General features: G+C 40.5%; 23 protein-coding genes. 12 read left to right on the forward strand and 11 right to left on the reverse strand.

The genetic code is table 11. The features are described from left to right. The first annotated feature begins 84 nt into the window (after positions 1–84). Positions 85–636: an EcsC family protein gene (locus tag K7X70_RS09185; RefSeq protein WP_222536774.1), complete on the forward strand. Its 552-nt coding sequence runs from the start codon at positions 85–87 to the stop codon at positions 634–636. Positions 637–654: 18 nt separating this feature from the next. Here the strand turns inward: K7X70_RS09185 and K7X70_RS09190 are convergent, their stop codons facing one another. Then, positions 655–915 (reverse strand): hypothetical protein, encoded by a 261-nt coding sequence (locus K7X70_RS09190; protein ID WP_222536775.1) that lies wholly within the window; start codon positions 913–915, stop codon positions 655–657. A gap of 89 nt (positions 916–1,004) precedes the next feature. Between K7X70_RS09190 and K7X70_RS09195 the strand changes: the two genes are divergently transcribed. The 3 genes from K7X70_RS09195 (at position 1,005) to K7X70_RS09205 (ending at position 2,747) form a co-directional block, all read left to right on the forward strand. Beyond that, entirely contained in the window at positions 1,005–1,553 is a 549-nt protein-coding gene (locus K7X70_RS09195) for a TetR/AcrR family transcriptional regulator (protein ID WP_222536776.1), read from the forward strand. A 100-nt stretch (positions 1,554–1,653) separates the two neighbouring features. Beyond that, on the forward strand, positions 1,654–2,244 hold the full coding sequence (locus tag K7X70_RS09200) for a pentapeptide repeat-containing protein (protein ID WP_222536777.1): 591 nt from the start codon (positions 1,654–1,656) through the stop codon (positions 2,242–2,244). Between the two features lie 122 nt (positions 2,245–2,366). Next, positions 2,367–2,747, forward strand: a complete 381-nt coding sequence (locus tag K7X70_RS09205; RefSeq protein ID WP_222536778.1) for a ribosomal maturation YjgA family protein — start codon at positions 2,367–2,369, stop codon at positions 2,745–2,747. 45 nt (positions 2,748–2,792) lie between these two features. Here the strand turns inward: K7X70_RS09205 and K7X70_RS09210 are convergent, their stop codons facing one another. After that, complete coding sequence (locus tag K7X70_RS09210) at positions 2,793–4,208, reverse strand: aminotransferase-like domain-containing protein (protein ID WP_222536779.1); 1,416 nt, start codon at positions 4,206–4,208, stop codon at positions 2,793–2,795. A gap of 122 nt (positions 4,209–4,330) precedes the next feature. After that, a complete protein-coding gene (locus K7X70_RS09215) occupies positions 4,331–4,717 on the reverse strand; it encodes a hypothetical protein (RefSeq protein ID WP_222536780.1) in 387 nt (128 codons plus the stop codon). Positions 4,718–5,143: 426 nt separating this feature from the next. Here K7X70_RS09215 and K7X70_RS09220 point away from each other — a divergent pair, with 426 nt between their 5' ends. Genes K7X70_RS09220 through K7X70_RS09240 form a run of 5 tightly spaced genes read left to right on the forward strand, consistent with a single transcriptional unit; the run spans position 5,144 to position 10,555 of the window. Next, on the forward strand, positions 5,144–6,460 hold the full coding sequence (locus K7X70_RS09220; RefSeq protein WP_222536781.1) for an alpha-L-fucosidase: 1,317 nt from the start codon (positions 5,144–5,146) through the stop codon (positions 6,458–6,460). Positions 6,461–6,468: 8 nt separating this feature from the next. Then, positions 6,469–7,701, forward strand: a complete 1,233-nt coding sequence (locus K7X70_RS09225) for an enolase C-terminal domain-like protein (RefSeq protein ID WP_222536782.1) — start codon at positions 6,469–6,471, stop codon at positions 7,699–7,701. 4 nt (positions 7,702–7,705) lie between these two features. Then, positions 7,706–9,349 carry a sodium:solute symporter gene (locus K7X70_RS09230; protein WP_222536783.1) on the forward strand — a complete coding sequence of 548 codons (1,644 nt, stop codon included), beginning with the start codon at positions 7,706–7,708 and terminating at the stop codon, positions 9,347–9,349. Between the two features lie 4 nt (positions 9,350–9,353). Continuing rightward, complete coding sequence (locus K7X70_RS09235) at positions 9,354–9,770, forward strand: L-rhamnose mutarotase (protein ID WP_222536784.1); 417 nt, start codon at positions 9,354–9,356, stop codon at positions 9,768–9,770. Next, positions 9,734–10,555, forward strand: a complete 822-nt coding sequence (locus K7X70_RS09240) for an SDR family NAD(P)-dependent oxidoreductase (protein ID WP_255607029.1) — start codon at positions 9,734–9,736, stop codon at positions 10,553–10,555. The genes K7X70_RS09235 and K7X70_RS09240 overlap by 37 nt, the downstream gene beginning before the upstream one ends. A 33-nt stretch (positions 10,556–10,588) precedes the next feature. On the opposite strand, the gene K7X70_RS09245 is transcribed toward K7X70_RS09240, so the two are convergent. From K7X70_RS09245 to K7X70_RS09270, 6 genes are all read right to left on the reverse strand, one after another. After that, positions 10,589–11,275 carry a retron system putative HNH endonuclease gene (locus K7X70_RS09245; protein WP_222536785.1) on the reverse strand — a complete coding sequence of 229 codons (687 nt, stop codon included), beginning with the start codon at positions 11,273–11,275 and terminating at the stop codon, positions 10,589–10,591. A gap of 13 nt (positions 11,276–11,288) precedes the next feature. Next, entirely contained in the window at positions 11,289–12,566 is a 1,278-nt protein-coding gene (locus tag K7X70_RS09250; RefSeq protein WP_222536786.1) for an AAA family ATPase, read from the reverse strand. Positions 12,567–12,830: 264 nt separating this feature from the next. Then, entirely contained in the window at positions 12,831–13,499 is a 669-nt protein-coding gene (locus K7X70_RS09255) for a hypothetical protein (RefSeq protein ID WP_222536787.1), read from the reverse strand. A 129-nt stretch (positions 13,500–13,628) separates the two neighbouring features. Then, complete coding sequence (locus tag K7X70_RS09260; protein ID WP_222536788.1) at positions 13,629–13,814, reverse strand: hypothetical protein; 186 nt, start codon at positions 13,812–13,814, stop codon at positions 13,629–13,631. A 22-nt stretch (positions 13,815–13,836) separates the two neighbouring features. Next, on the reverse strand, positions 13,837–14,340 hold the full coding sequence (locus K7X70_RS09265; protein WP_222536789.1) for an SDR family oxidoreductase: 504 nt from the start codon (positions 14,338–14,340) through the stop codon (positions 13,837–13,839). 142 nt (positions 14,341–14,482) lie between these two features. After that, complete coding sequence (locus K7X70_RS09270; protein ID WP_222536790.1) at positions 14,483–16,609, reverse strand: FUSC family protein; 2,127 nt, start codon at positions 16,607–16,609, stop codon at positions 14,483–14,485. A 442-nt stretch (positions 16,610–17,051) separates the two neighbouring features. Here K7X70_RS09270 and K7X70_RS09275 point away from each other — a divergent pair, with 442 nt between their 5' ends. Then, positions 17,052–19,037, forward strand: a complete 1,986-nt coding sequence (locus K7X70_RS09275) for a sialate O-acetylesterase (protein WP_222536791.1) — start codon at positions 17,052–17,054, stop codon at positions 19,035–19,037. A 190-nt stretch (positions 19,038–19,227) separates the two neighbouring features. Then, positions 19,228–20,148 (forward strand): AraC family transcriptional regulator, encoded by a 921-nt coding sequence (locus K7X70_RS09280; RefSeq protein WP_222536792.1) that lies wholly within the window; start codon positions 19,228–19,230, stop codon positions 20,146–20,148. Positions 20,149–20,160: 12 nt separating this feature from the next. On the opposite strand, the gene K7X70_RS09285 is transcribed toward K7X70_RS09280, so the two are convergent. Then, the gene (locus K7X70_RS09285; RefSeq protein WP_222536793.1) at positions 20,161–21,165 is read right to left on the reverse strand and encodes a metallophosphoesterase; all 1,005 of its coding nucleotides are present in this window, start codon (positions 21,163–21,165) and stop codon (positions 20,161–20,163) included. Between the two features lie 183 nt (positions 21,166–21,348). After that, positions 21,349–21,888 carry a S41 family peptidase gene (locus K7X70_RS09290; protein ID WP_222537163.1) on the reverse strand — a complete coding sequence of 180 codons (540 nt, stop codon included), beginning with the start codon at positions 21,886–21,888 and terminating at the stop codon, positions 21,349–21,351. On the opposite strand from K7X70_RS09290, the gene K7X70_RS09295 reads away from it, so the two are divergent. Next, entirely contained in the window at positions 21,888–22,067 is a 180-nt protein-coding gene (locus tag K7X70_RS09295; protein ID WP_222536794.1) for a hypothetical protein, read from the forward strand. The two genes, K7X70_RS09290 and K7X70_RS09295, sit on opposite strands and share 1 nt — an antisense overlap. The last annotated feature ends 137 nt before the right edge of the window (positions 22,068–22,204 follow it).

Genomic DNA, 22,204 nt, shown 5'->3' on the forward strand with positions numbered 1-22,204 from the left:
TCGACAGCTGAGGTTAACCCTAAACATCCTGTATTTCAGCTCTGGCATGATAGTAGTACAGTGTTATTTATCAAATTAATAACTATGAACTTACCATCGATTAAGCGAATTAACTTTAAAAAAGTAAAGAAAGATGTAGGAAAAGGTTTAAGCAACCTGGCTACAGGGGGCTTTAAGCAGATTTTTAGCCGAATAGACCAGCTAAACATCAAAAAAGGTGTGGATACGCTTGGCATCGATAAATTCATCAATCAATGCGCCTATCTGGCTGCAGGCTCTGGCTTAATCACTGGAGTAGGCGGTATTAGTACCATGCTGATTGGGACTCCAGTGGATATGATCAACATTATCACCCAGCAATTTCGCGTCACGCTAGCTATATCCTATCACCATACCGGAAAATCCAAGATCAGTTTTGAAGACTTTTTCAAGATTGTCGCTTCCTCTGTGAAGGCCGACACTAAATTGGTTTTGAGTAAAAACATTATGGAAGAAGTTGCAGAGAAGATTTTCATGAGCTTAGGCTCTAAAGTTAGTCGCCGTTTGATACCAGTAGTAGGTGGCGTAATTGGCGGCACGATCAATTACTTATTTATTAAAAACGTAGCCAAAGAATTGATGGAGAAGCACGCTTAAACTCGTGGCTTCCCATTGCTAATCAACGACTACAGCAATAGACCTCCCCTTTTCATCAAAAACCTCTAATACTGCAGCGTTTACTGCCATTGCTGTAAGTCCTGCAGCAAGCTCAGCACTGATATTTCGACTACAAGACACGCGCAGTATTTTATCACAATCTTCCAGGTCCACAGACCATGCTGATATTTCCGGGAAACCGGTAATTGCTTGCTCAATATTTTGCAAATCAACGGGGCTTTCAATGGTACTGGATATTATGATAATGTAGTTAGACATGTTGATGATTTTATAATATACTGCCTTGTAGGGGCATCAAATGTATTAAATTATTTGCAAACAAACCAGCCGTTCGGTATCTTTGTTAAATGGAAAACCCTTATAAACGCAAGAAAGAGCCTGAGTTGAATCGACAGCTGATCCTGGAGACTGCGGCCGAGATTGGCGCTGCTGCAGACTGGAATCAGGTCACTTTCCAAGCCATTGCTGACAAAACAGGATTGAGTAAAGGCGGTATTATACATCATTTCCGCAATAAAGAAGAACTGCTGGAAGAGCTGGTAAAACTGAGTCTTCTGGAATTAACTGAATGGCTGTCGGAAGCAAAAAAAAACTCAACTGATGAGCTTCCAGCGATGGCATTTCTTCGTTTTGTAGTAAAAAAGAGCAAGGATCTACATTATCGGAGAACGATGAAGGTGATCTTAAAGGCCGCGTTGTTCAACGATAAATACAAAAAGATGTGGCAGGATGCTTTTGAAGAGCACATTTCTGGCGGCAATGCCGAAGATTTAGCACTCAATAACCTGATCATTATGTTAGTTACTGATGGGTTGTGGTACGCAGATAACCTTGGCTTTTACAACATCAGCGAGGAGAAAAAGTATCAAATTATCAACAAACTAGCCAGTTTATAAGGGCCGAAACATAACTAAGCTGTACCGTTTTAAATGCCCATCCTTTTGCAACCTATTAATTTATGGCGAAAGCCTACACCCACTACCCCGTTACAAAAACATGATGAACGAATCAAATATCGTCCATGAGGACAAAACTTTTACTGCGATCAATTATTCAGAAAAACGATTAGAGAATAGAGAATTTATACGATGTGAATTTGTAAACTGTGATTTCTCTAAAAGTGATTTAAGTCGCAATGACTTTATGGATTGTCAGTTTAAACAGTGTAATTTTTCATTAACAGTGGTCACTGGTACTGGATTTAAGGATGTTACTTTTACTGGCTGCAAAGTACTGGGAATAGATTTTTCTAAATGTAATAAATTCCTGTTTTCCTTCGAATTTCAGCAGTGTCATTTGGATTATTCCACTTTTTACGGCACCAAACTGCGTAAAACTAAATTCACCGACTGCTCACTTAAAGAAACTGATTTTGAAGAGGCAGATTTAACTTCCAGCACATTCCACAATTGTGACCTTTCAGGAGCAACATTTGTCAGGTCCATCCTTGAAAAAGCAGACTTCCGTACAGCAAGAAACTTCAGTCTTGATCCGGCAGTGAATAAGGTAAAACAGGCGAAATTCTCGGCGATGAATCTGGCTGGACTACTGTATCAATACAATCTGGACATTAGCTTCGATCATTAGAAAAATATCGCTTATGAGTATCTTTTGTTTTCTATGCTGATTGCTGGAAATCAAAAGACACTTGTGAAAACAAGGCGGTATATTTAAAAATCAAGTTTTCCAAAATGGCGCTAACACTTCACATGAAACGACAAAACAGCAATCTTAAAAAGCGACTTATTTGCGGGCTATTGATTATTATCACCATCATTGCAGGGCTCCTCTCCAGAAAAACAACACTAATACCAGCCATTACTGGCGATGCATTGTATGCGGTGATGATGTTTCTGATGATTAAGTTTCTGCTCATTAATACAGATTATCGTAAAATCGGCATCATCAGTTTATCAATATGTTTTCTGATTGAATTTAGTCAGCTTTACCATGCGCCATGGATCAACCAGATTAGGAACAACACTTTTGGCGCATTGGTGTTGGGGCACGGCTTTCTATGGACTGATTTGCTTGCTTATGCGGTAGGTACGCTGGCTTGTTTGCTGCTATCTAAAAGCTTCAGAAAATAAGCTCAGCGTCTTTGGCCTGTTTTCCGAAGCTTTTATCTAAATCTTTTACATACTTGCTTTAACCAATCGACCTAAGCGCTTGATGTCGGACTCGAGCTTTTCATTCCAGTCTAAAGCAAAGTTCAATCGCATACAATTGTTGTATTGATTGTATTGCGTGAACATTCTGCCAGGTGCAAAACTGATCTTTTGCTTGATCGCCTGGTCAAATAATTTAGCTGTGTCTATTTTCTTATCTAATTCCAACCAAAGCATAAAACCACCCTGAGGCTGTGATATTTTGGTATTAGAAGGGAAATAAGCTTCAATTGCTCCCTGGTATTTCAAACAATTGGTGTAAAGCTTACTTCTCAACGTACGTAAATGATGATCGTAACCACCATGTTCCATGAAATCAGCAATCACTTCCTGAAACATCGAAGGCGTAGAAATCGTTTGAACTAACTTTTGTCTGATGATCTTTTCTTTATATTTCCCAGGAGCCACCCAGCCTACCCGGTATCCCGGGGCTAATGTTTTAGATACAGAACCGCACCACATTACAATACCCGCCTCATCATAGTATTTACAGGGTTTTGGTCGTTCTGTGCCGAAGAATAAATTCCCATAGAGATCGTCCTCGATCAGTGGAATATCATATTCCGTCAGCATTCTGACCAGTTCCTTTTTATGTTCGTCAGGCATCAAACAACCTAGTGGATTGCTGAAATTGCTAATGAAACAGCAGGCATTTAATCGTGGAAGTACTTTCTTAACTGCTTCTAAGTCTATCCCCGTAACCGGGTGTGTAGGAATCTCAATCGCTTTTAAACCCAGCGATTTTATCATCTGATGGATCCCAAAATATACTGGACTTTCAACAGCCACGGTATCACCAGGCTTGGTGACCGCCATCAGGCAGTTAAAAATAGCATTCATCGCACCAGATGTGGTAACGATATCATGCTCAGTTAGCTTGCCTTCCAATACAAATGACCATTTGGCAAGGGTCCTTCTCAGATTGGTACTTCCCTCTACAGGCTCATAAGCCGTCCCCCCATCTTCCATTCTACGAATGGCACTGATCACGCCTTTGTTTAATTTTGCAATAGGCAGCATACTATTCGCCGGCACACCTAATGAAAACTGAGTAATTTCTTTATCATTCAGCGTGTTAAAAACCTTGCTGATTAAATCTACTGGCTCCTTTTCCTGGTTGGAACTTTTCATTTTACCTACAGAAGGCAAAGAAAACTTTCTCATGGAAGCTTTACTTACAAAATAACCAGATTTAGACCTTGGCTCAATCAGCGACTTACTTTCCAGTTCTAAATAGGCTTGTTTAGCCGTGTTTATGCTGACATTATAGAGTTTTTGAACCATACGGATCGATGGCAGCTTGTCCCCTAGTTTTAGGGTCTCAGTTGCAATCTGCTCCTCCATCACTTTTGCGATTTTAAGGTATAATGATTCCTTTTTCATTTGAGCCATTTGCTATACAGTATCTTTTCTTTTATGGTGAATAGGTTTTACATTCTTGTACTCCAAAACACGATCCTTGTATCCTGTAAATTTACAAAAAACAAAGCTGTATCCTCCAGATTTTAATTCGCACACTTGTTTAACCAGCCAACTAATTGTTGAATGGAGTTCTTTAATGGCGTATGGTCTTTATTGATGTTTTCAAATGTCGCAAAGAGAATGTTTTCTGCTTCTGCCTCCAGTGTATTTCCAATATGACCAGTTTCAAAAGTGGATACCACCTGAGCATTCAACACTACTTTTCCCAGTTCATTAATCGAAGCAAAGGCAACGCCGATGACCTCGTTATTGTCTACAGCAACACTTAAAGGAAGACCAAAGTCTGAAGTCAATTCCATTGCTATTGACGCCTTAGTTTTCTTTTGATAAATGCTGATGACTGCTTTCAAATCAGACAGGTACACTTTTCGGAATTCAATACTCGTAGTTTTTGGATCTTGTGTATTCATAACGTAGGTATTAGATCACAAAAATAGACCGCAAACACAGCTAGATACAGACACAGAAAAACGATTATTATAGGATACAGATTTTGCCGTATGTTTTCTCCGATCAAAGTGTAATGAACAAACTACAAGCGATAGAAAATCAGCCTATTACAATAACTCTATAATAAAAGCGCATTTTACAATGCGCTTTTATTATTTAACACCAACCTGATCACAATACCTATCTACTCCTATTAGCAACCAGTGCAGCATACCTATCTTCGCACAATTACCATAACCATTTTCCAGAAACACACGCAGTCTAACCCTGTATCTTGAGTAACATAAATCATCTAATAATCCATTAAAAAAGAAGGATAGTTCATTGTTCTCTGAATTTAAAGGCAATAATTTAGTATTTCCTAAACCAATATAAACCAGACCACCATGAAACAGCTATTCACCTTTTTGGTAATTCTCTGCTTGTTTTCTCAAAGCCAGGGCCAGACTGCTACAATCAATCCAACAATAAAAACACCCAAAGCCGTTTTAAATGATTTTATGGACCAGCGTTTTGGTCTTTTTATCCATTGGGGGCCTGTTGCCCTGCGCGGTACAGAAATCGGCTGGAGCAGAAGTACTGATGTGCCTACACACGAATACGACAACCTATTTAAAGAGTTCAATCCGGTTTTATTTGATGCAGATGCCTGGGTAAAAACAGCGAAAGATGCAGGGATGAAATACCTGACCATCACTGCCAAACACCATGATGGCTTTTGCTTATGGCCGACAAAGTTTTCGGACTATAATATCATGAATTCTCCCTATAAAAAAGACATTGTTGGCGAACTCGCTAAGGCTTGTAAAAAGTACGACCTAAAGTTTTGCGTATATTTTACCGTTTTAGATTGGCATGACCCCAATTATCCTATCCGCGTAAATGGTGGAAAGCCAGACCCAAAAGGAGACATGACCAAGTTTGTAGCGACCATGAAAAACCAGTTACAGGAAATTGTAACCCAATACCATCCATATATGCTCTGGTTTGATGGCAACTGGGAAAGCCCATGGAAAAACGAATATGGTGCAGAGGTCTATACTTTTCTGAAAAAACTGGATCCTAAGGTGATCATTAACAATAGAATTGGTTCTTCAAAAGGCATTGACCATGCTTATTTAACCCCTGAAACGCTCGGAGACTATGCCACCCCAGAGCAAAAGATCGGTGAGCTGAACATGAATAATCCATGGGAAACCTGTATGACCATCTGTAATCAATGGGCATGGAAACCAAACGATCCAATGAAAACATTAAAAACCTGTATCCAGACCTTAGCAAAAACTTCTGGCGGAAACGGGAATCTTTTATTTAACGTAGGCCCAATGCTGGATGGACGTATTGAACAACGTCAGATCGATAGATTAAAAGAGATGGGCGATTGGTTAAAAATCTACGGAGAAAGCATTTATGGTACTAAAGGTGGTCCTTTTAAACCTAATGAAGTATTTGCGGCTACACGCAAAGGCAACAAACTTTACATTCATGTTTTCGAAAGAAAATCTAATGATTTAACCTTACCAGCACTAAAAGGCGCTAAAATAAACAAAGCTTACCTATTAAAAGGTGCTGAAATCAGTCATCGTCAGGATGCTGCCGGCATCATCACCCTTCAACTGCCTCAGCAATTGCCAAATGCAGAAGATTCAGTGATTGTTCTGGAACTAAACACCAATGCAGAAAACTTGCCCATCATCTCCTAAACTAAACCATGATTACTAAAATACAAATTAACGATGCCCGTTTCCCTTTGGGTAAAGGTGCTGGCAGCGATGCCATACACCGTGACCCGATCTATTCTTATGCCGTCACCAATTTAATAGACGACAGTGGTCTTGTTGGTACTGGTTTCGCTTTTACCCTTGGTGAAGGAAACGATCTCGTTTGTAAAGCCGCCGCCTTTTATGCAGAACAGCTTAAAGGAAAAGATATTGAAGAACTGATGGCTGATTTCGGCACTGTTTTTCATCAGTTTTCTAACGAACAGCAATTCCGCTGGCTAGGTCCGCATAAAGGCGTAGTTCACCTCGCACTTGCCTCAGTAACCAATGCCTGCTATGATTTATGGGCAAAAAAAAGAGGGGTCCCTTTATGGAAACTCCTCAGCGATTTAACTGCCCAGGAGATCCTGAATACTTTGGACCTTTCTTACCTCGAAGACGAACTGACGCGCGAACAAGCCCTGGCTTTACTGCAAAGCAATATAAGCACCAAATCCGATCGTCTACCAATTCTTAAATCCGGATATCCAGGATACGATACCTCCATCGGCTGGTTTAATTATCCAGACGAGAAAGTACGTGAAAACTGTAAAAAAGCAGTAGCAGAAGGTTTTACCGCCATGAAGCTAAAAGTGGGCAGTATTGACCATGAAAGAGATATCCGAAGAGCACATATTGTGCGGGAAGTAGCCGGTGCCGACATCAAAGTGATGCTCGATGCCAACCAGCAATGGACTTTGCCTCAAGCAATAAAGATTTGCAAGGAATTGCAAAGCATGAATCCTTACTGGATGGAGGAACCTACACATCCTGATGATGTCCTCGCTCATGCTACTTTAGCAAAAGCCATCGCGCCAACCAAACTCGCTTTGGGCGAGCATGTGCCAAACCGCATCATCTTTAAGAACTATCTGCAAACCGGATCTGCAGGTTTTATGCAGGTAGATGCCGTTCGTGTAGGCGGTGTGAGCGAATTCATTACAGTTAGCTTGCTGTGTCGTAAGTTCAATATCCCGGTAGTGCCGCATGTAGGCGACATGGGACAGCTGCACCAACACCTGGTTTTGTTTAACCATATTTCTATGGGGCATGAAGCTTTATTCCTGGAACATATCCCCCATTTGCAGAAGCATTTTGTCCACCCTGTCCGCATTGAAAATGGCGTGTATCAAACTCCTATGGAGCCAGGAAGCAGTTGCGATTTAAAATCATTGAAATCATAAGACGATGTTAAACTCCCTGGACTTAGGCATTAGTATTTTATATATTCTCGGCATTCTGGCAGTAGGACTATGGGCTGGAATCAGTCACCGACGTAAAAGTAAAGCCAATGCAGCCGGAGAATATTTCCTGGCCGGTAAAACTTTAAAATGGCCAGCAATCGGACTTGCCCTGTTTGCCACCAACATCTCCACAGTACACCTGGTGAGTCTGGCACAAAGTGGCTTCGACAGTGGTCTGCTCAATGGAAATTTTGAATGGATGGCCGCATTTACTTTAATCCTGCTGTCCTTATTCTTTGTCCCTTTTTACATTAAATCCGGAGTAGCCACCCTGCCCGATTTCCTGGAAAAAAGGTATGACAGATCCAGTCGGGATTGGCTGGCCATAATTTCGGTAGTTTCTGCAATCATTATTCATATTGCATTTTCGATGCTTGCCGGAGGGATTGTGCTAAAAACACTGTTTGGGCTCAATATGTACGTCAGCATCATCGTGATCTGTGTGATCACGGCTATATACACCATCATTGGCGGACTAAAAGCAGTGGTCGTCACTGAATCTATTCAGACAGTAGTCTTACTCGGAGGCGCTTTCATTATCAGCTATGCTGCCTTTCAAAAGATGGGTGGCTGGGAACCAATGACAGACGTTTTAAAAGCCAACAACCAGATGGACAAGCTTTCTATGTTGCGTCCGCACGGCGATAGCAGTGGAATGCCATGGTATACCGTATTATTGGGCTATCCAATTTTGGGCATCTGGTATTGGTGCGCAGATCAAACTATTGTACAACGCGTGCTAGGTGCTAAAGATGAAAATCACGCCCGTGTAGGCCCTTTATTCTGTGGATTTATCAAACTGTTGCCCGTGTTTATCTTTGTTCTACCTGGCCTTTTTGCTTATACACTTTCCAAATCCGGACACCTGGACCTCAGTAGCCTGGGTGTAGATGCGCAAGGAAATGTGAACTCTAAAGGAATTTATACCCTGATGATTACCCAGCTGCTGCCGTCTGGATTGGTAGGTGTACTGGTGGCCGCTTTATTATCAGGATTGATGAGTCAGGTTTCAGGCGCATTGAATTCCATATCTACCATGGTCAGTTACGATATGTATCAGCGTTACCGCCCAGCAGCAAGCGATAAACAGTTGATCCGTGTAGGGAAAATTGCTGCAGGTATTGCATTGGTATTTTCCCTTAGCTTGCTCCCTCTACTCAACCGATACGAAAGTATATTTAGTGGGATAAACGATATCATAGCACATATTGCCCCTCCAATTACCTGTGTATTTTTACTCGGTGTTTTCTGGAAAGGTGCTTCAGCTGCGTCAGCAAAGCTGACACTTTGGATGGGATCCGGCTTAGGCATGTTGGTTTTTATCCTTAACAAATTACTTCCTGAATCCATGATCGGGCATATTCCTTTTATGATGATGGCCTTCTATCTTTTCTGCACTTGCGTGGTTATTCAAGTAGTTTTCTCCTACGTATATCCTGTTCAGCATACCGAAGAAAGTTCAAAACTATATTGGAAAACACCTTGGGAGCCATTACAAGGGCCAGCCTGGAAGGGCATTGGAAATTACAAAGTGCTCTCCGCCTTGCTCCTCGCAACTACAGCAGTGTTATATTATATATTCAGATAGAAAAATGAAACTAAAGATCATCACCATATTATTGGCAGGAATATTCCTGACTTTATCAGCCTGCCAAAAGGAAACTAAGCCGGTAAAGCGCTTTGCCTCGATCACCGGCTTAAAGGCAGATAAATTAGCCACTTATAAAGCCTTACATGCAAAAGCATGGCCCTCAGTTTTAAACAAAATCAAAGCGTGTCACATTGATAATTACTCCATCTACCTAAAGAAAATAAACAACGAATACTACCTGTTCAGTTATTTCGAATATTCAGGTGATAATTTTGATGGAGATATGAAAAAGATGGCGGCAGATCCGGATACCCAACGTTGGTGGAAAGAAACCGACCCTTGTCAGCAGCCCCTCCCGGAAGCAGCCGCAAAAAACGAAATATGGACCAATATGGAAGAAGTATTCCACACAAATTAAGGACTGAAAAAGATATGGAATTATTATCTGGAAAAGTTATTTTCCTCACAGGAGGTTCAATGGGTATTGGCCTGGAATGCGCAAAGAGTTATGCCAAAGAAGGAGCAATTGTAGTAATTGCTGCTTTCCCAGCTGGGCCAATAACCGCAGCGATTGAGCTGTTGGGTTCAAAACATTTAGGGATTAGCTGCGATGTATCTGATGCTGCGCAAGTAGCAAATGCCATACAGAAAACCCTGGATAAATATGGCAAAATAGACGCGATACACAACAATGCAGGTATTGCCTCCCCTTCTAAGCCTTTACATGAAACTAGTGATGAAGAATGGAATCAGCTGATGAATGTAAACCTGAAAAGCGTTTTACTGACCACAAGATATGGGTTTAAAGCATTGCAGAAAAGCAAAGGTTGTATCTTAAATACGAGTAGTTTGGTTGGAGACATCGGACAGGAAAACCATGCAGCTTACACCGCTACAAAAGGAGGCATGAATGCCTTAACCAAGTCTATGGCTCTGGATTATGCGAAGGATAAAATCCGCGTAAATGCAGTAATGCCTGCCGGAGTATGGACACCTATGCTGAGGGAATGGAGCAAGGAGCAACCGAATGCGAGTTCAATTGAAAAGTACCTGGACGACATCCATCCATTGGGTTATTGTCCGGATGGCGATGCAATTGCAGATGCCTGTGTATTTCTTCTTTCTGATAAAGCGAGGTTTATCACGGGAACAACTTTAGCGGTTAGTGGCGGTGCAGAACTGGGTTATAGAAGGTCTGAATGAGCATCTGAAGAACAACAGGAAGAAAACTATTGGTCAGTTAATACCTAACTTTTTAGCCATAAAAATTAGCAAGAACTGCCTGTATGGTTGCCTTTTATCTTTGAAAATAATATCGAATTGAGCCTTCCAATACTGGCGTTGCTGTGATCCTTTTAATTGTCTTGATGCACGAACATAACAAGCCAATACATAATTTGCCCGGATTTGCTTTAACAGACTGTGGTTCAAATTAAGGGTATCTATAAAGGCTTCAACTTGTCCTTTATGGTTACTTGACAACCTAGGTTTCGCCAAAATACTTCCATCGACGTCCACATCAAAATAAGCATGATTTATGGTCTCCGTCACCTCACAATTAGATAAAAAGATTAAAGGGGTGATCACCATATTTCCCTTTACTTTATCACAATGATCACGTTTATCAATGGGATCTATCAAAGGTATTTTACAAACTGCTACCAAATTGGTATAATTGGTAGATCCCTCCACGTTAAATTCTTTTGGCAATACATGTTCTATCGACGCGGTTTCCATATCAATCCTCTTCTGACAATAAGCGCAAAGTCCATCCTGCGCATCTATTAAGTGCTGTTTTGCAAATTTCAATTGTGTTAAGGCATCCTGATCTAGCCTATAATTATATGACCTTACATTCGTCGCTGTAGTAAACCATGCGTCCCAATCACTCGGAGGGGTATTATGCTTTTTTATATATTGCATTTCAATTTTACAATTACATGTTTTCCATTGCCATCAATGCTCTGGCCGTATTGATGTCTATATCCTCATATCCCAATTGCTTAAGCAACTCATTAAATAAGTCGCGGTAAGCTTCCCTGTCTCCCTTATCTATCAAGCTAAATAGTTTATTTAGTTTTAACTGCGTAGGGATATGACGATCTGATCCTCCAAGAATAGTACACAGCACATTACCAATTTGCTTCCCAAAAAATCCTTCACTATAGCGTTCAATACGATGATCAGCTATCAAAAACAAAGCACCATGTTCTAGATTTCCTACGACAGAAGGACTGTGTGTCGTAATAAAAAACTGTACATGAGGGAATAATCTACTCACCACATCCACTGCTTTTACTTGCCATCTAGGGTGAAAATGGAGATCAATTTCATCAATGGTCACTACTCCGGTTACCTGTGCAGAAAGTTCTTTCAAATTCATCCATGGATTCAATTGAGAAGCGCGCCAAACCAGATCTATAACCAGATAAAGTAAGTTTTTAAAACCATCAGAATAATAACTCAAAGGAAGGTCATGGTCTTCATCATACTTCAAAAATATTTCACCAAAGTCTGGATCATGGTAAATATGAAGCTCCAGATCTTCTGGTTCATCCAACACAAACATTAATGTATTTTCAACTGCTTTCTCTACATTTTCGAGCACAAAATCAGTAGCCTCAATTCCAATTGCGACTTTAGAATCCCGCTTCGTAATCGCATTTTTCAACCATTCTTCCAAAACATCATTAATACCGATCTCCTCCAATGAAAGTAAATACCCTATAGACCGTCCAACATCTGGACCGTACTTCTGTTTTTCAGGATGATTGAAATTCTTGAATACACGCTGGCTGGAGTAGTAGGCAATTAAAGGGGCTATTGTGCTATCATTAGGATCAAGAAAGTACTTGTCAAAATATGCCTGTCCCATCTCAGCAATCGCACTTAACCCCTTGCGATCGTTTCTATTACCGGAAGCATGAAAACTGCGTATCCAGTCCTCAGCTTTCACATCCTTTGATGTTGCAGTTACAGATGCTTCCTCTTGTCTCCAGTGCTGAGAAATTCTAACTTCATCAAGCCTGATTACTCTGCTCAAGCCAGCATCCTGAGAGGAAAAAAAGTCACCGATTGCTATGTTTATTGCTTCAAGTATACTCGTCTTTCCGCTCCCATTACTGCCTACAAAAACATTGACTCCGGGCTCGAGATCAAGACTGACTAGTTCAAAAGTCTTGAAGTTCTTTATTATTAATCGATCAATCTTCATAAATAAAGTCGCTATAATTAATGAGTTACAAATTGGTCAGGCAAACAAAAGGAGCCCAATGTTATTCCTCCTGCATCAAAAGCCCCAGGAATAATAACCTCCTAATATTAACCAAAGGACTAATATTATTAATTAAATCAACAATAACAAATCTATAAAATTAATTATCAATAAAAAGCCTAATTATGTAACCCTCCTGAATTAACTTAAAAGCTAGATCGATAGTAAAGGCGGTCAATTGCTTCAACTGCGCTCAAGAAACCGCTATCTTCCTAGAAAATAGATTCTAATTGAGCTTGTAATGCTCATCAAAGAATAGAAGCATATTTTCCACCACTCCTTTTTTTCTTGTTTTTGGGAAATACTTAGAACTGTTGGAATCAGCGACTGTAACTCATCATGTCTAAAACTTCCGCCTTTGACAACCCTTGTTTCAAGATCAACAGCAAATTCCAGCCATTCTCCGTCCTCATATTCAGGAACAAAACTAAGTCCAGTTAATAAATTTCCCTCAAGATTCAAATCAACCAATCCATCATAAGAAATTCTTTCAGTAGACCAATGTTCTCCACTTGTTTCAAAAACAGTTATATAAGTGGATTCATTAAGAATGAGTTTTCCATCCAAGCCTTTGATCACCATTTGGCAGTCTGCACCAAATATTGAAATTGGTTCATGATCATCTGGATTCATTAAATAACAAATTCCTCCTGCAATGACTAAAACATAAAGTTCTGGTCCAAAATCGTAAACTGCATTAAGTTTAGACCATCCAGGTTCAAAATTACCCACCCAATTAGTGTGGATTGAAGTATAAAAGCGAACAACAAATCCCTCGGAATAATAACGCTTACTGTACTCACTAACAGGAATGTACATCGGACCATAACTTGGCAACGAATCTAGAATTTCATACCGACTAGTATCAGACATGCTTATTTAGGCTATTATTGAAATTGATTAAGGTCTAAATATAGTTCATTTTTGAACCTTAAAACCTCCTTTTCATGTGACTTTACATAGTGGAATAAAATACCTGCCGATTTTGGCATCAAGATATCTTTACATATTCACATCCTGCATTGCAGGCATATTTATCTCTTTTACACAGGAAGCATTGGAAGTCGACAGGATAAATTTAACCGCATGAATTACATCTTGAACAAGTATACCATAGCTTTCAACCTGTTCTGATTTAAGGAGATCATCCTTAACCGACATGTCTTCCAGAAAACCAAGATTCAGCACACTAACCCCTATATGATGCTCCCTAAGGCCTTAAGGCATGTACAATGCCTCTTACGGCAAACTTTGTGGCTGAGAAAGCGACTTCCTTCCCATTGGGATGATCAAGTCCCCAGGTAGAACCAATGATGATCACCTTTCCGTTTTCTGACAGCTTCAGATTTTCAATGAAGGATTGCAGCGCGAGGAGACAAGAACTCACATTGGTATTGACCATCGTTAGCATTTCCTCTGGTTTGGATTCCTGAAAGTTATAATCGTCGGAAAAAGCATTTTGCTCCCAGATCCCAACATTATAGATAAGGTAATCAATCTTTCGCTCCCCTATTTTTGATTTTATTTCATTGAGGGCCTCCATTGGTTTCGACAAATCTGCAGGAACCCAGGTTAGATTTACCTGATCTTCCAGGTAAGTAGGCTTAGTTCTGGAAATGCCATATATCTGGTCATTAGCTGATGGAAGCAACTGCGTAAATGCTTTGCCCAATCCTTTACTAATCCCATAAATTAAATACGTTTTACTACTCATATTCCGCTCTCTTTCTCCGTTAACAAGCTCCACACTTGCCCGGCTAAGTTAGCAGAACTAAGGATATTAATTAAGTACAAGAGAGGAAAAAACGCCCTTATCGTGTCCTGTTCAGGTAAAAAGAAAGTTAGTGATACCGCTTTTAGATGAAATACATCTTCAATTCTAAAGACAAAGCCAGCAAGAGGTTTAACCGATGTTGAAGCGTACCTTCCGCATCGTTATATTCTTCGACGTTCTCTTTATGCACCACATCTTTAATGTTTTGCAGGTTCAATTTATCACTATGTTCAACGCAATATTGCATATTGGATAATGCCTCTGAAACCAATAATATTCCCGACTCGCCCATTGTATTTCGCTTTGCCGACAATGATAAAGAAGCCACGATAGAATTGATCCTGTAGCTTAGGATCTGAATGGCAAAAACTCCTTTCATATCCACTTCTTTACTTTTCGGCTCTAGGTGCAGATATTGCAGTGTTTCAGAAAATTTGGCCAGCTGGATGTAGCTGTTTTTTCTGGCCAGTTTTGATGCCGTTACACTCTCGGCAGTGCCCAACAGCTCTTCCCTTACTTTATTCAGGTAATTGCTATTCGCTTCCAGGATATTTGAAATCAGTGATTTTAGGTTTTTAATCTCCCAGACAGGAAAAAGAAAAGCAGCAAGAAAAGCAATTACACAGCCGACAATCGTATATAAAATCCGTTCCATAATGATGTGGTCAGAATGACCGTCATAAACGCTGAGCGACAGGATGACCATAGCGGTTACAAATATCACGCTTACCGAATATTTGATTCGGTTGAAAGTAAAAAAACCAAGCAACATAAATGCCGATAAAACCAGCAACACTGCCGTTTGATGAATGGTTAATAATACAATAATCCCTAGTACCGCACCAATAAACGTTCCTGATAAACGCTCCACATTCCTCTTCCAGGTAAGTCCAAATCTAGGTTTTGCAACGATCACAATCGTGAGCAATAACCAATAGCTGTATTTGCCTAATGGAAATGCTAGTGTGAATGCATAAGCAATACCGCACATCAGCGCCAGCCTCAAAGAAAACCTGAAGACAGGAGAATGAAAAGAAAAATACTGCTTTAACGATGTCAGGCTAAACAGCTGAGGAGATAAAAACTCTTCATAGGCGATATCCTCAGCATCCAGATTTGCAGGGATTGCAGACATTGGTCTGCTGTTTTTAATCACCTGAATATCCAGCACAATTCCTTCCAGGTTTTTTAATACTTTCAATATGATCTGGGCATTGGCTTCATCTGTTGAAACTGCTAGCTTGCTCAGTTCCGTTTTACACTGCTCATACTTCAGCAATCTCGAATCCGAATGCGCCTTTTTAGGTCTTAGAAAAACATGGCTAAGTACCTGTAACTCTTCTGCCAGAATTTCAATTAATTCAATAATCAGATCCAATGCACCGGTTTGATCCAGCTTTTTTCTGACATAAGTATAGTCGTAATGAATGGCGGTTACTTGCTCGTATAAATCAATTACGCTGACAGCCGTACGCAGTAATTGCTGCCCACGTTCATTTGCAGGCTTCATCGCGGCTTTATCGCTTAATAGCAGGTTTCTTACCAGTTCCTGCTTTTCGCTCACCTTAATGTGCAAAGCAATTGTTTCACTGTAACAATCCTCCAGATTTACTTCGGGATCATAATAACGGGCTTTGGATTTTAGAAATACAGAGGTCGTAGTAATGCATTCAAATATGGCCTGATGTAAAGATCGGTATGGCCAGATCACAATCTGAATCAAACTGATCAGGTAATACCAATATCCACCAAGCAGAATATACCAGCTAAATAACAATGGATTTACGGGGTGTAAACCAAGGGTGAATATCCCCAGGATAATGGCCATGGTTCCGGTTAAGGCCAGCCTGCTGCCAAACATTGCCAGCATGGAAAAGATAAAAGTCAGCAGGAAAATACTAGCAGTGGTCAGCCACGGATTCCCTAAGGATGAAGCAATAATTAAAGCACTAAAAAAGAAAGACAAGATACTCGCAATGGCACTTTTAAATTTATTTGCGCGGTTTCCTGGGGCATCAGTTAAACTGATGAGTAATGCCCCAACTCCCATCCCAATGGCCATATTGGGCTGATGATAATAAAATAACAGTACAAAAGGTAAAACTATGGTGATGGTATTTCGTAAGGCATCCGTAAAATATTCACCATATACTAAACTGATCAACCTGGCTTTTATGTTATCCCATTTCAGCAGATCCTTACTAAACATAATGCGTTATGAATTTATTATTTCGCCGCAAAATTATTGTAAATAAAACTAATGTGGTTGGAATTGACTCAATTTATTCTTGCTACAGCAATCTGCTGGCCTTAAAACTTATCTCAAACCGCCTGAGAATATAAAAAATCCTTTAACTGAGGGCACTCCTATTTCAGTTGTGGTAATTCTGAAACGCTTATGCACGATTTGGGCTGGAGATCAGTACCGTTTATCGGATCCAAGAACCTCAAATGTAGCTTCCATGCTTTATGTAATTGAGGATAAAACAACTGGTGTTTTTTTAATTATCTTGTCAACAATAGATATGGTGCAAACAGTAGCTCCCCTATTTTATTGAAAGGATATATCCAGGCACCAATTCTACTATAAAAGCAGATTAGAACCAGTGTCATTTTGAAAATTGAACAAGCAAAATAAACTAAATCATTCCATGAAATTAAAACGCTCGTACCTTAGCACTGCTGCCCTTTTGGCCTTGGTTGCTGCTAGCTTTCAGGTAAATGCCAAAATTACTTTAGCACCTGTTTTTAGTGACCACATGGTGATCCAGCAGAAAACACATGTAGTCTTATGGGGTAAAGCAGACCCAGGAAAAACGGTAGATCTCCAGGCCAGCTGGGGATCAAAAGTGTTTAAAACCACTTCAGATCAAAACGGAAACTGGAAGATAAGAATTCCGACGCCGGGTTTTGGCGGCCCATACCAAATCAACATTTCCGATGGCAGCCCTTTCCAGCTTTCTGACGTCATGCTGGGTGATGTCTGGGTTTGTTCGGGCCAGTCTAATATGGAAATGCCATTGGCTGGCTGGGGGAAAATCAACAATTTCCAGCAGGAAATTAAAGACGCAAATTACCCAAAAATCAGGCTATTACAGGTAAACCATACCGCAAGCAGTACTCCATTGGAATCATTGAATTTAGCAAATGGCGGCTGGACAGTTTGTAGTCCGGAAAATATCCCTGAATTCTCTTCCACAGCTTACTTTTTTGCCAGAGAAGTTTATGAAAAAACAGGTATTCCTATCGGGCTAATTCATACGTCATGGGGCGGTACCATTGCAGAAGCCTGGACCAGTGCCTCCGGACTGAAAAGTTTCCAGGAGTTTGCAGAGGCCATTGAAAAACAGAAAAAAGTACAAAACAAAGTAGATTACGAAAAACAGCTGCAAGACTGGGAGCAAATGGTATTAGACCGTGATGAAGGTTATAAATCTGGTGTAGCTCATTGGCTGGATGCGCAAACCGATGAATCCAATTGGAGAGTCATGCGTCTACCTGGCCTTTGGGAAGATTCCGCATTACCAGGTTTTGATGGAGCCGTTTATTTCCGTAAAAAAGTAACCTTACCTGCTTCCTGGAAAGGCCAGGAATTAACCTTACACCTGGGTACGATCGATGACAACGACCTGACTTATTTTAATGGTAAGAAAATCGGAGAAACAAAAGGGTATAACCTGAGCAGGAATTATAAAATCCCGGCCGATCAATTGGTGGATGATGAAAATGTGATCTCCATCAGAGTTTTTGATGGCAGTGGCGGCGGAGGTATTTATGGAGAACCTAGTCAGCTGTCCATTACTGCTGCAAATGGAGAAATTATGGATTTATCTGGCGATTGGCAGTACAAAGTAGGCTTGGATCTAAAGAAAGTTCCAGCGATGCCCGTCAGTGATAACCAGCCAAATCGGCCAACAGTATTGTACAATGCGATGATCCATCCTTTCTTAAATTTCGCAATTAAAGGAGCAATATGGTATCAGGGAGAAAGCAATGCCGATCGTGCACACCAATACCGTACACTTTTTCCAGCGATGATCAACGACTGGAGAAAATCCTGGAATATCGGAGATTTCCCTTTTTACTTTGTACAGCTTGCCGGTTTTATGAAAACAGAACCTGGTCCTGCTGCTTCTCCATGGGCAGAACTTAGGGATGCTCAAAAAGATGCTTTAAAACTAAACAATACAGGGATGGCTGTGGCCATAGACATCGGAAATCCTGCCGATATCCACCCTAAAAACAAACAGGAAGTAGGACGAAGACTGGCCTTAATTGCACTGGCTAAAACTTATGGAAAACAAATCCCCTACTCCGGACCAGAATTAAAAAAATATACCATTGAAAAAGACGCGGTTAAACTGGATTTCAATCCTGGTGATGGCGCGTTGAAGACAAAAGATGGCGCGGCAGTAAAAGGCTTTTCAATTGCTGGAGCGGATCAGGTATTTTACTGGGCAGATGCCCGGATTGTAGGAAATCAGATTATAGTGAGTTCCCCAAGTGTTACAGATCCTAAAGCAGTTCGTTACGCCTGGGCGAATAATCCGGAATCTAATCTGACTAACCAAGCCGGTCTGCCAGCTTCCCCGTTCAAAACAGATGATTGGGCAGACAGTACAACAAACAAGAAATAAATGCTATTTCTTAAACACCAAAAAGACCCTTATAAAATGCTGGAATTTCCGGGTTTTATAAGGGTGGTATTGCCGGTAATAAATCGAGATGAAGTATTTGCTGATTCCTATCCAAAAATACTATATTTATCCTATCCCATGGATCTCCCCAAAATAATGATCCGGAAGACACACCAAATAGAACTACGGAATGAACAACATCAAAAGAAGGGATGGTTTTGAGGGTGAGAAATACATCAGTGTTCCTGAAAGTGCATGGAGAAATGCGATCAGAGAAAATCCGCTGATGGCTCAACTTTATGTCACCTATATTGGATACTTTCCTAAGGCTGCTTACCATTACCGGGAAAGACCTGAGGGCTGTGAAGACAATATCTTGATTTATTGTATCCGTGGGAAAGGCTGGTTTAAACTCAATGGCCAGCACTTTGAAGTCAGCCCAAACGAATTTATCATTGCACCCAGCACAAAAGACCCCATGAGTTATGGCGCTGACGAACAAGAGCCCTGGACCATTTACTGGGTACATTTCAGTGGAAACAACATGACTTCCTTTAACAAAGGGTTCAATATAAAAATGGAGGATGGCGCGCGGGAAATTTTACTGAATGAACAAGGAATAAAAATCTGGGAATCCATGTACCGGAACCTGGAACTTGGTTATAGCCAGGAAAACTTAAGTCATGTAAATCTATCTTTATATCACTTCCTGGCCACTTTTCTATACCCGGAACAGCATACCAATGCAGAAATTCAGGATGAAAAGAACATGATTAAAGACACGATCCTGTATTTAAAAGAAAACCTGGATTTGAAGCTGACTGTCGAGGACATGGCGACAAAAAACAGCCTCTCAACCTCTCATTTCTCCAGCTTGTTTAAAAAAGCAACAGGCATGTCTCCATTGGATTACCTTATCCATTTGCGGATACAACATGCCTGTGTGGTACTTGCTGGTTATAACACTAAAATCAAAGACATCGCGTTAGAAATCGGCTACGACGACCCCTTTCATTTCTCCAGACTGTTTAAGAAAAACATGAAAGTTTCCCCCATTCAATACCGTATTAACAGGAGAAAAAAAGAAGAAAACAGGGTCTTAGCGGTATAAGTTAAATGCCCCTTATTTAGTTAAAGTAGTTTCATACATTACTTTTCCGGTATGGTGGATAATCTGTGCATTTAACCTTTTGTTATCTATCGAAAAATACATAAAACCAGGCTCTGCAGCCTCGAATTTACTATAGGCTACTCCTGCGCTAACGGGTGTCACTTCAGATCCGGCACCAGAAATGAATTGATGGGTATAACCTTCCGGCTTTAAATGCTGTAAAGAATGGTCATGTCCAGACAAATAGACATCTACTTTATTGCGTTCGAAAATGTCTTTAAGTACCTTCCTCACTGCAAGTGTATCGTAGTTTTTTATCCTCGGTCCAACGGTATATATGGGATGGTGCCCCATTACCATTTTCCATTTCACCTGAGGTCCGGAATTTTTTAACGTCTCATCAATCCAAGCCAGTTGGCACTCTGGCTGCTGATCATCTATATAGGGTGCATATTTGGGGTTGTTGTGAAACTCTGGTATCAGTGGACAAGTGTCAATAAAAACCATCAGCACTTTATCGCCCTTATTTCCCAGCGCTACTTCTTTCGAATAATAACGCGCAGGCATATTCCATCTTCTGCTCACTTTACTGTACTTCACCTGAGCATCAGGATCACTTTGATAATCGTGATTTCCTAAGATGGGAAACCAATCCTCCTGAAGTGAGAAATCAGTGTAAATATTTTCAAAAGAATAATGCCATAAAGGGTCATGTTCACTAACTACTCCTTTGGGGTAAAAATTATCACCTAAAGAGAGGATAAAATCATTTGGATGTTCGGTAGCCCATTTTCCCATTTGCCTGGCCACATGGATCTGATGGTCATAACCTGTCCTGCCCCAATCTCCGATAGCCACAAAATGCAAAGGGTAATCATCCTTTAATGCAGCACTAGGTGCAACATCTTCACTTTCAAGATGGGTTTCTGCATCGGCTGCTATTGCCTGTATTGGCGCTAAAAAACTGGCTCCCAATGCGGTAAAAGCCGTGCTTTTTACAAAATCTCTTCTTTTCATATACTGGTTAAAGGCGGTTTGTTATGTCGATGAAAATTAATATTCATTGAAGGGCGAAATTACTTCCTTTAATCCCCCTTCAGTTTAACTCCACATTAACCTTTTGTTAACCTTAACACCCTCGCCGTAATAACGGAGGCAGTATAAAAACCAGAAAAATAGAAATTCGAATGTCGGATGAGCTTATCTCTTGAGCTTTTTAAGCCATAAAATCGCTTCCTGTACTTTTTTATCTTCAGTTAACTTTTCAAAATGATCACCATCCTTTACCAGATGATCAGGCGTTATATTTTTAGGGTAAACCCTGCCCTTCCTATCTGTTGCATAATCAACCGCCAGGTTAAGTCCAGAATAGGCATTTAATTCAAACCCAAGATTAGTTGTCGTATAGCCGGCGCTAGGTTCCCCAATCAGGACAGCATTTTTTCTACCGATGGTAGTAATTGCAGTCATTTCACCAGAACTCGCGGTATAACCACTAATTAAAACCGCTATTGGAAGGTCCTTCTTTATGGGATATCCCTCATATTTAACAGGAGATACCTGGATAGAATCTACATAAAATCCACCCACTTTTCCTGTTCCCAGGAAATCTGTCAAACCTGCAATCATAGGATACATATTTCCACCAGTATTTACACGTAAATCAATGATCCAGCCTTTTATTTTTTTAGTATGAATGTTAGCGATGGCCTGCTTAATACTGCTGCAGATACTGTCCAGTGCCTTTACAAGGAATCACACCGGCTGGAATTCCAGAAGAAATTGCCGGTTTATACACGGAAATAAGCAATGCTTTTCTTACAGGAAAACTAAGCACAGATTTTCAAAAGAGCGGTTCTCCAGTGAATGGAAACACAAAACTGGAAGATTTCGCAAAAGAATTCGCAGCAAAGCTCTAAGCTGCAGGTCAATACAAGAATCCTGCTATTCATCAAGGAGTCGGATTTTCGGGAGAATTGATTGTGATTCTTTCCTCAATTATGTTATTTTTATACTGCTTTACGATTAGCGAGGAACAAGCATTATTTAATATATA

It is taken from the genome of Pedobacter polysacchareus, from assembly GCF_019802255.1.
GTDB lineage: Bacteria > Bacteroidota > Bacteroidia > Sphingobacteriales > Sphingobacteriaceae > Pedobacter > Pedobacter polysacchareus.

Excerpts from the sequence above, each read along its gene's own strand:
- K7X70_RS09215 (WP_222536780.1), bottom strand. The coding sequence starts at position 4,717 with ATGAATACACAAGATCCAAAAACTACGAGTATTGAATTCCGAAAAGTG.
- K7X70_RS09255 (WP_222536787.1), bottom strand. The coding sequence starts at position 13,499 with ATGTCTGATACTAGTCGGTATGAAATTCTAGATTCGTTGCCAAGTTAT.
- K7X70_RS09230 (WP_222536783.1), top strand. The coding sequence starts at position 7,706 with ATGTTAAACTCCCTGGACTTAGGCATTAGTATTTTATATATTCTCGGC.
- K7X70_RS09190 (WP_222536775.1), bottom strand. The coding sequence starts at position 915 with ATGTCTAACTACATTATCATAATATCCAGTACCATTGAAAGCCCCGTT.
- K7X70_RS09270 (WP_222536790.1), bottom strand. The coding sequence starts at position 16,609 with ATGTTTAGTAAGGATCTGCTGAAATGGGATAACATAAAAGCCAGGTTG.
- K7X70_RS09220 (WP_222536781.1), top strand. The coding sequence starts at position 5,144 with ATGAAACAGCTATTCACCTTTTTGGTAATTCTCTGCTTGTTTTCTCAA.
- K7X70_RS09280 (WP_222536792.1), top strand. The coding sequence starts at position 19,228 with ATGAACAACATCAAAAGAAGGGATGGTTTTGAGGGTGAGAAATACATC.
- K7X70_RS09205 (WP_222536778.1), top strand. The coding sequence starts at position 2,367 with ATGAAACGACAAAACAGCAATCTTAAAAAGCGACTTATTTGCGGGCTA.
- K7X70_RS09265 (WP_222536789.1), bottom strand. The coding sequence starts at position 14,340 with ATGAGTAGTAAAACGTATTTAATTTATGGGATTAGTAAAGGATTGGGC.
- K7X70_RS09250 (WP_222536786.1), bottom strand. The coding sequence starts at position 12,566 with ATGAAGATTGATCGATTAATAATAAAGAACTTCAAGACTTTTGAACTA.
- K7X70_RS09185 (WP_222536774.1), top strand. The coding sequence starts at position 85 with ATGAACTTACCATCGATTAAGCGAATTAACTTTAAAAAAGTAAAGAAA.
- K7X70_RS09195 (WP_222536776.1), top strand. The coding sequence starts at position 1,005 with ATGGAAAACCCTTATAAACGCAAGAAAGAGCCTGAGTTGAATCGACAG.
- K7X70_RS09285 (WP_222536793.1), bottom strand. The coding sequence starts at position 21,165 with ATGAAAAGAAGAGATTTTGTAAAAAGCACGGCTTTTACCGCATTGGGA.
- K7X70_RS09240 (WP_255607029.1), top strand. The coding sequence starts at position 9,734 with ATGGACCAATATGGAAGAAGTATTCCACACAAATTAAGGACTGAAAAA.
- K7X70_RS09235 (WP_222536784.1), top strand. The coding sequence starts at position 9,354 with ATGAAACTAAAGATCATCACCATATTATTGGCAGGAATATTCCTGACT.
- K7X70_RS09245 (WP_222536785.1), bottom strand. The coding sequence starts at position 11,275 with ATGCAATATATAAAAAAGCATAATACCCCTCCGAGTGATTGGGACGCA.
- K7X70_RS09200 (WP_222536777.1), top strand. The coding sequence starts at position 1,654 with ATGATGAACGAATCAAATATCGTCCATGAGGACAAAACTTTTACTGCG.
- K7X70_RS09225 (WP_222536782.1), top strand. The coding sequence starts at position 6,469 with ATGATTACTAAAATACAAATTAACGATGCCCGTTTCCCTTTGGGTAAA.
- K7X70_RS09210 (WP_222536779.1), bottom strand. The coding sequence starts at position 4,208 with ATGAAAAAGGAATCATTATACCTTAAAATCGCAAAAGTGATGGAGGAG.
- K7X70_RS09275 (WP_222536791.1), top strand. The coding sequence starts at position 17,052 with ATGAAATTAAAACGCTCGTACCTTAGCACTGCTGCCCTTTTGGCCTTG.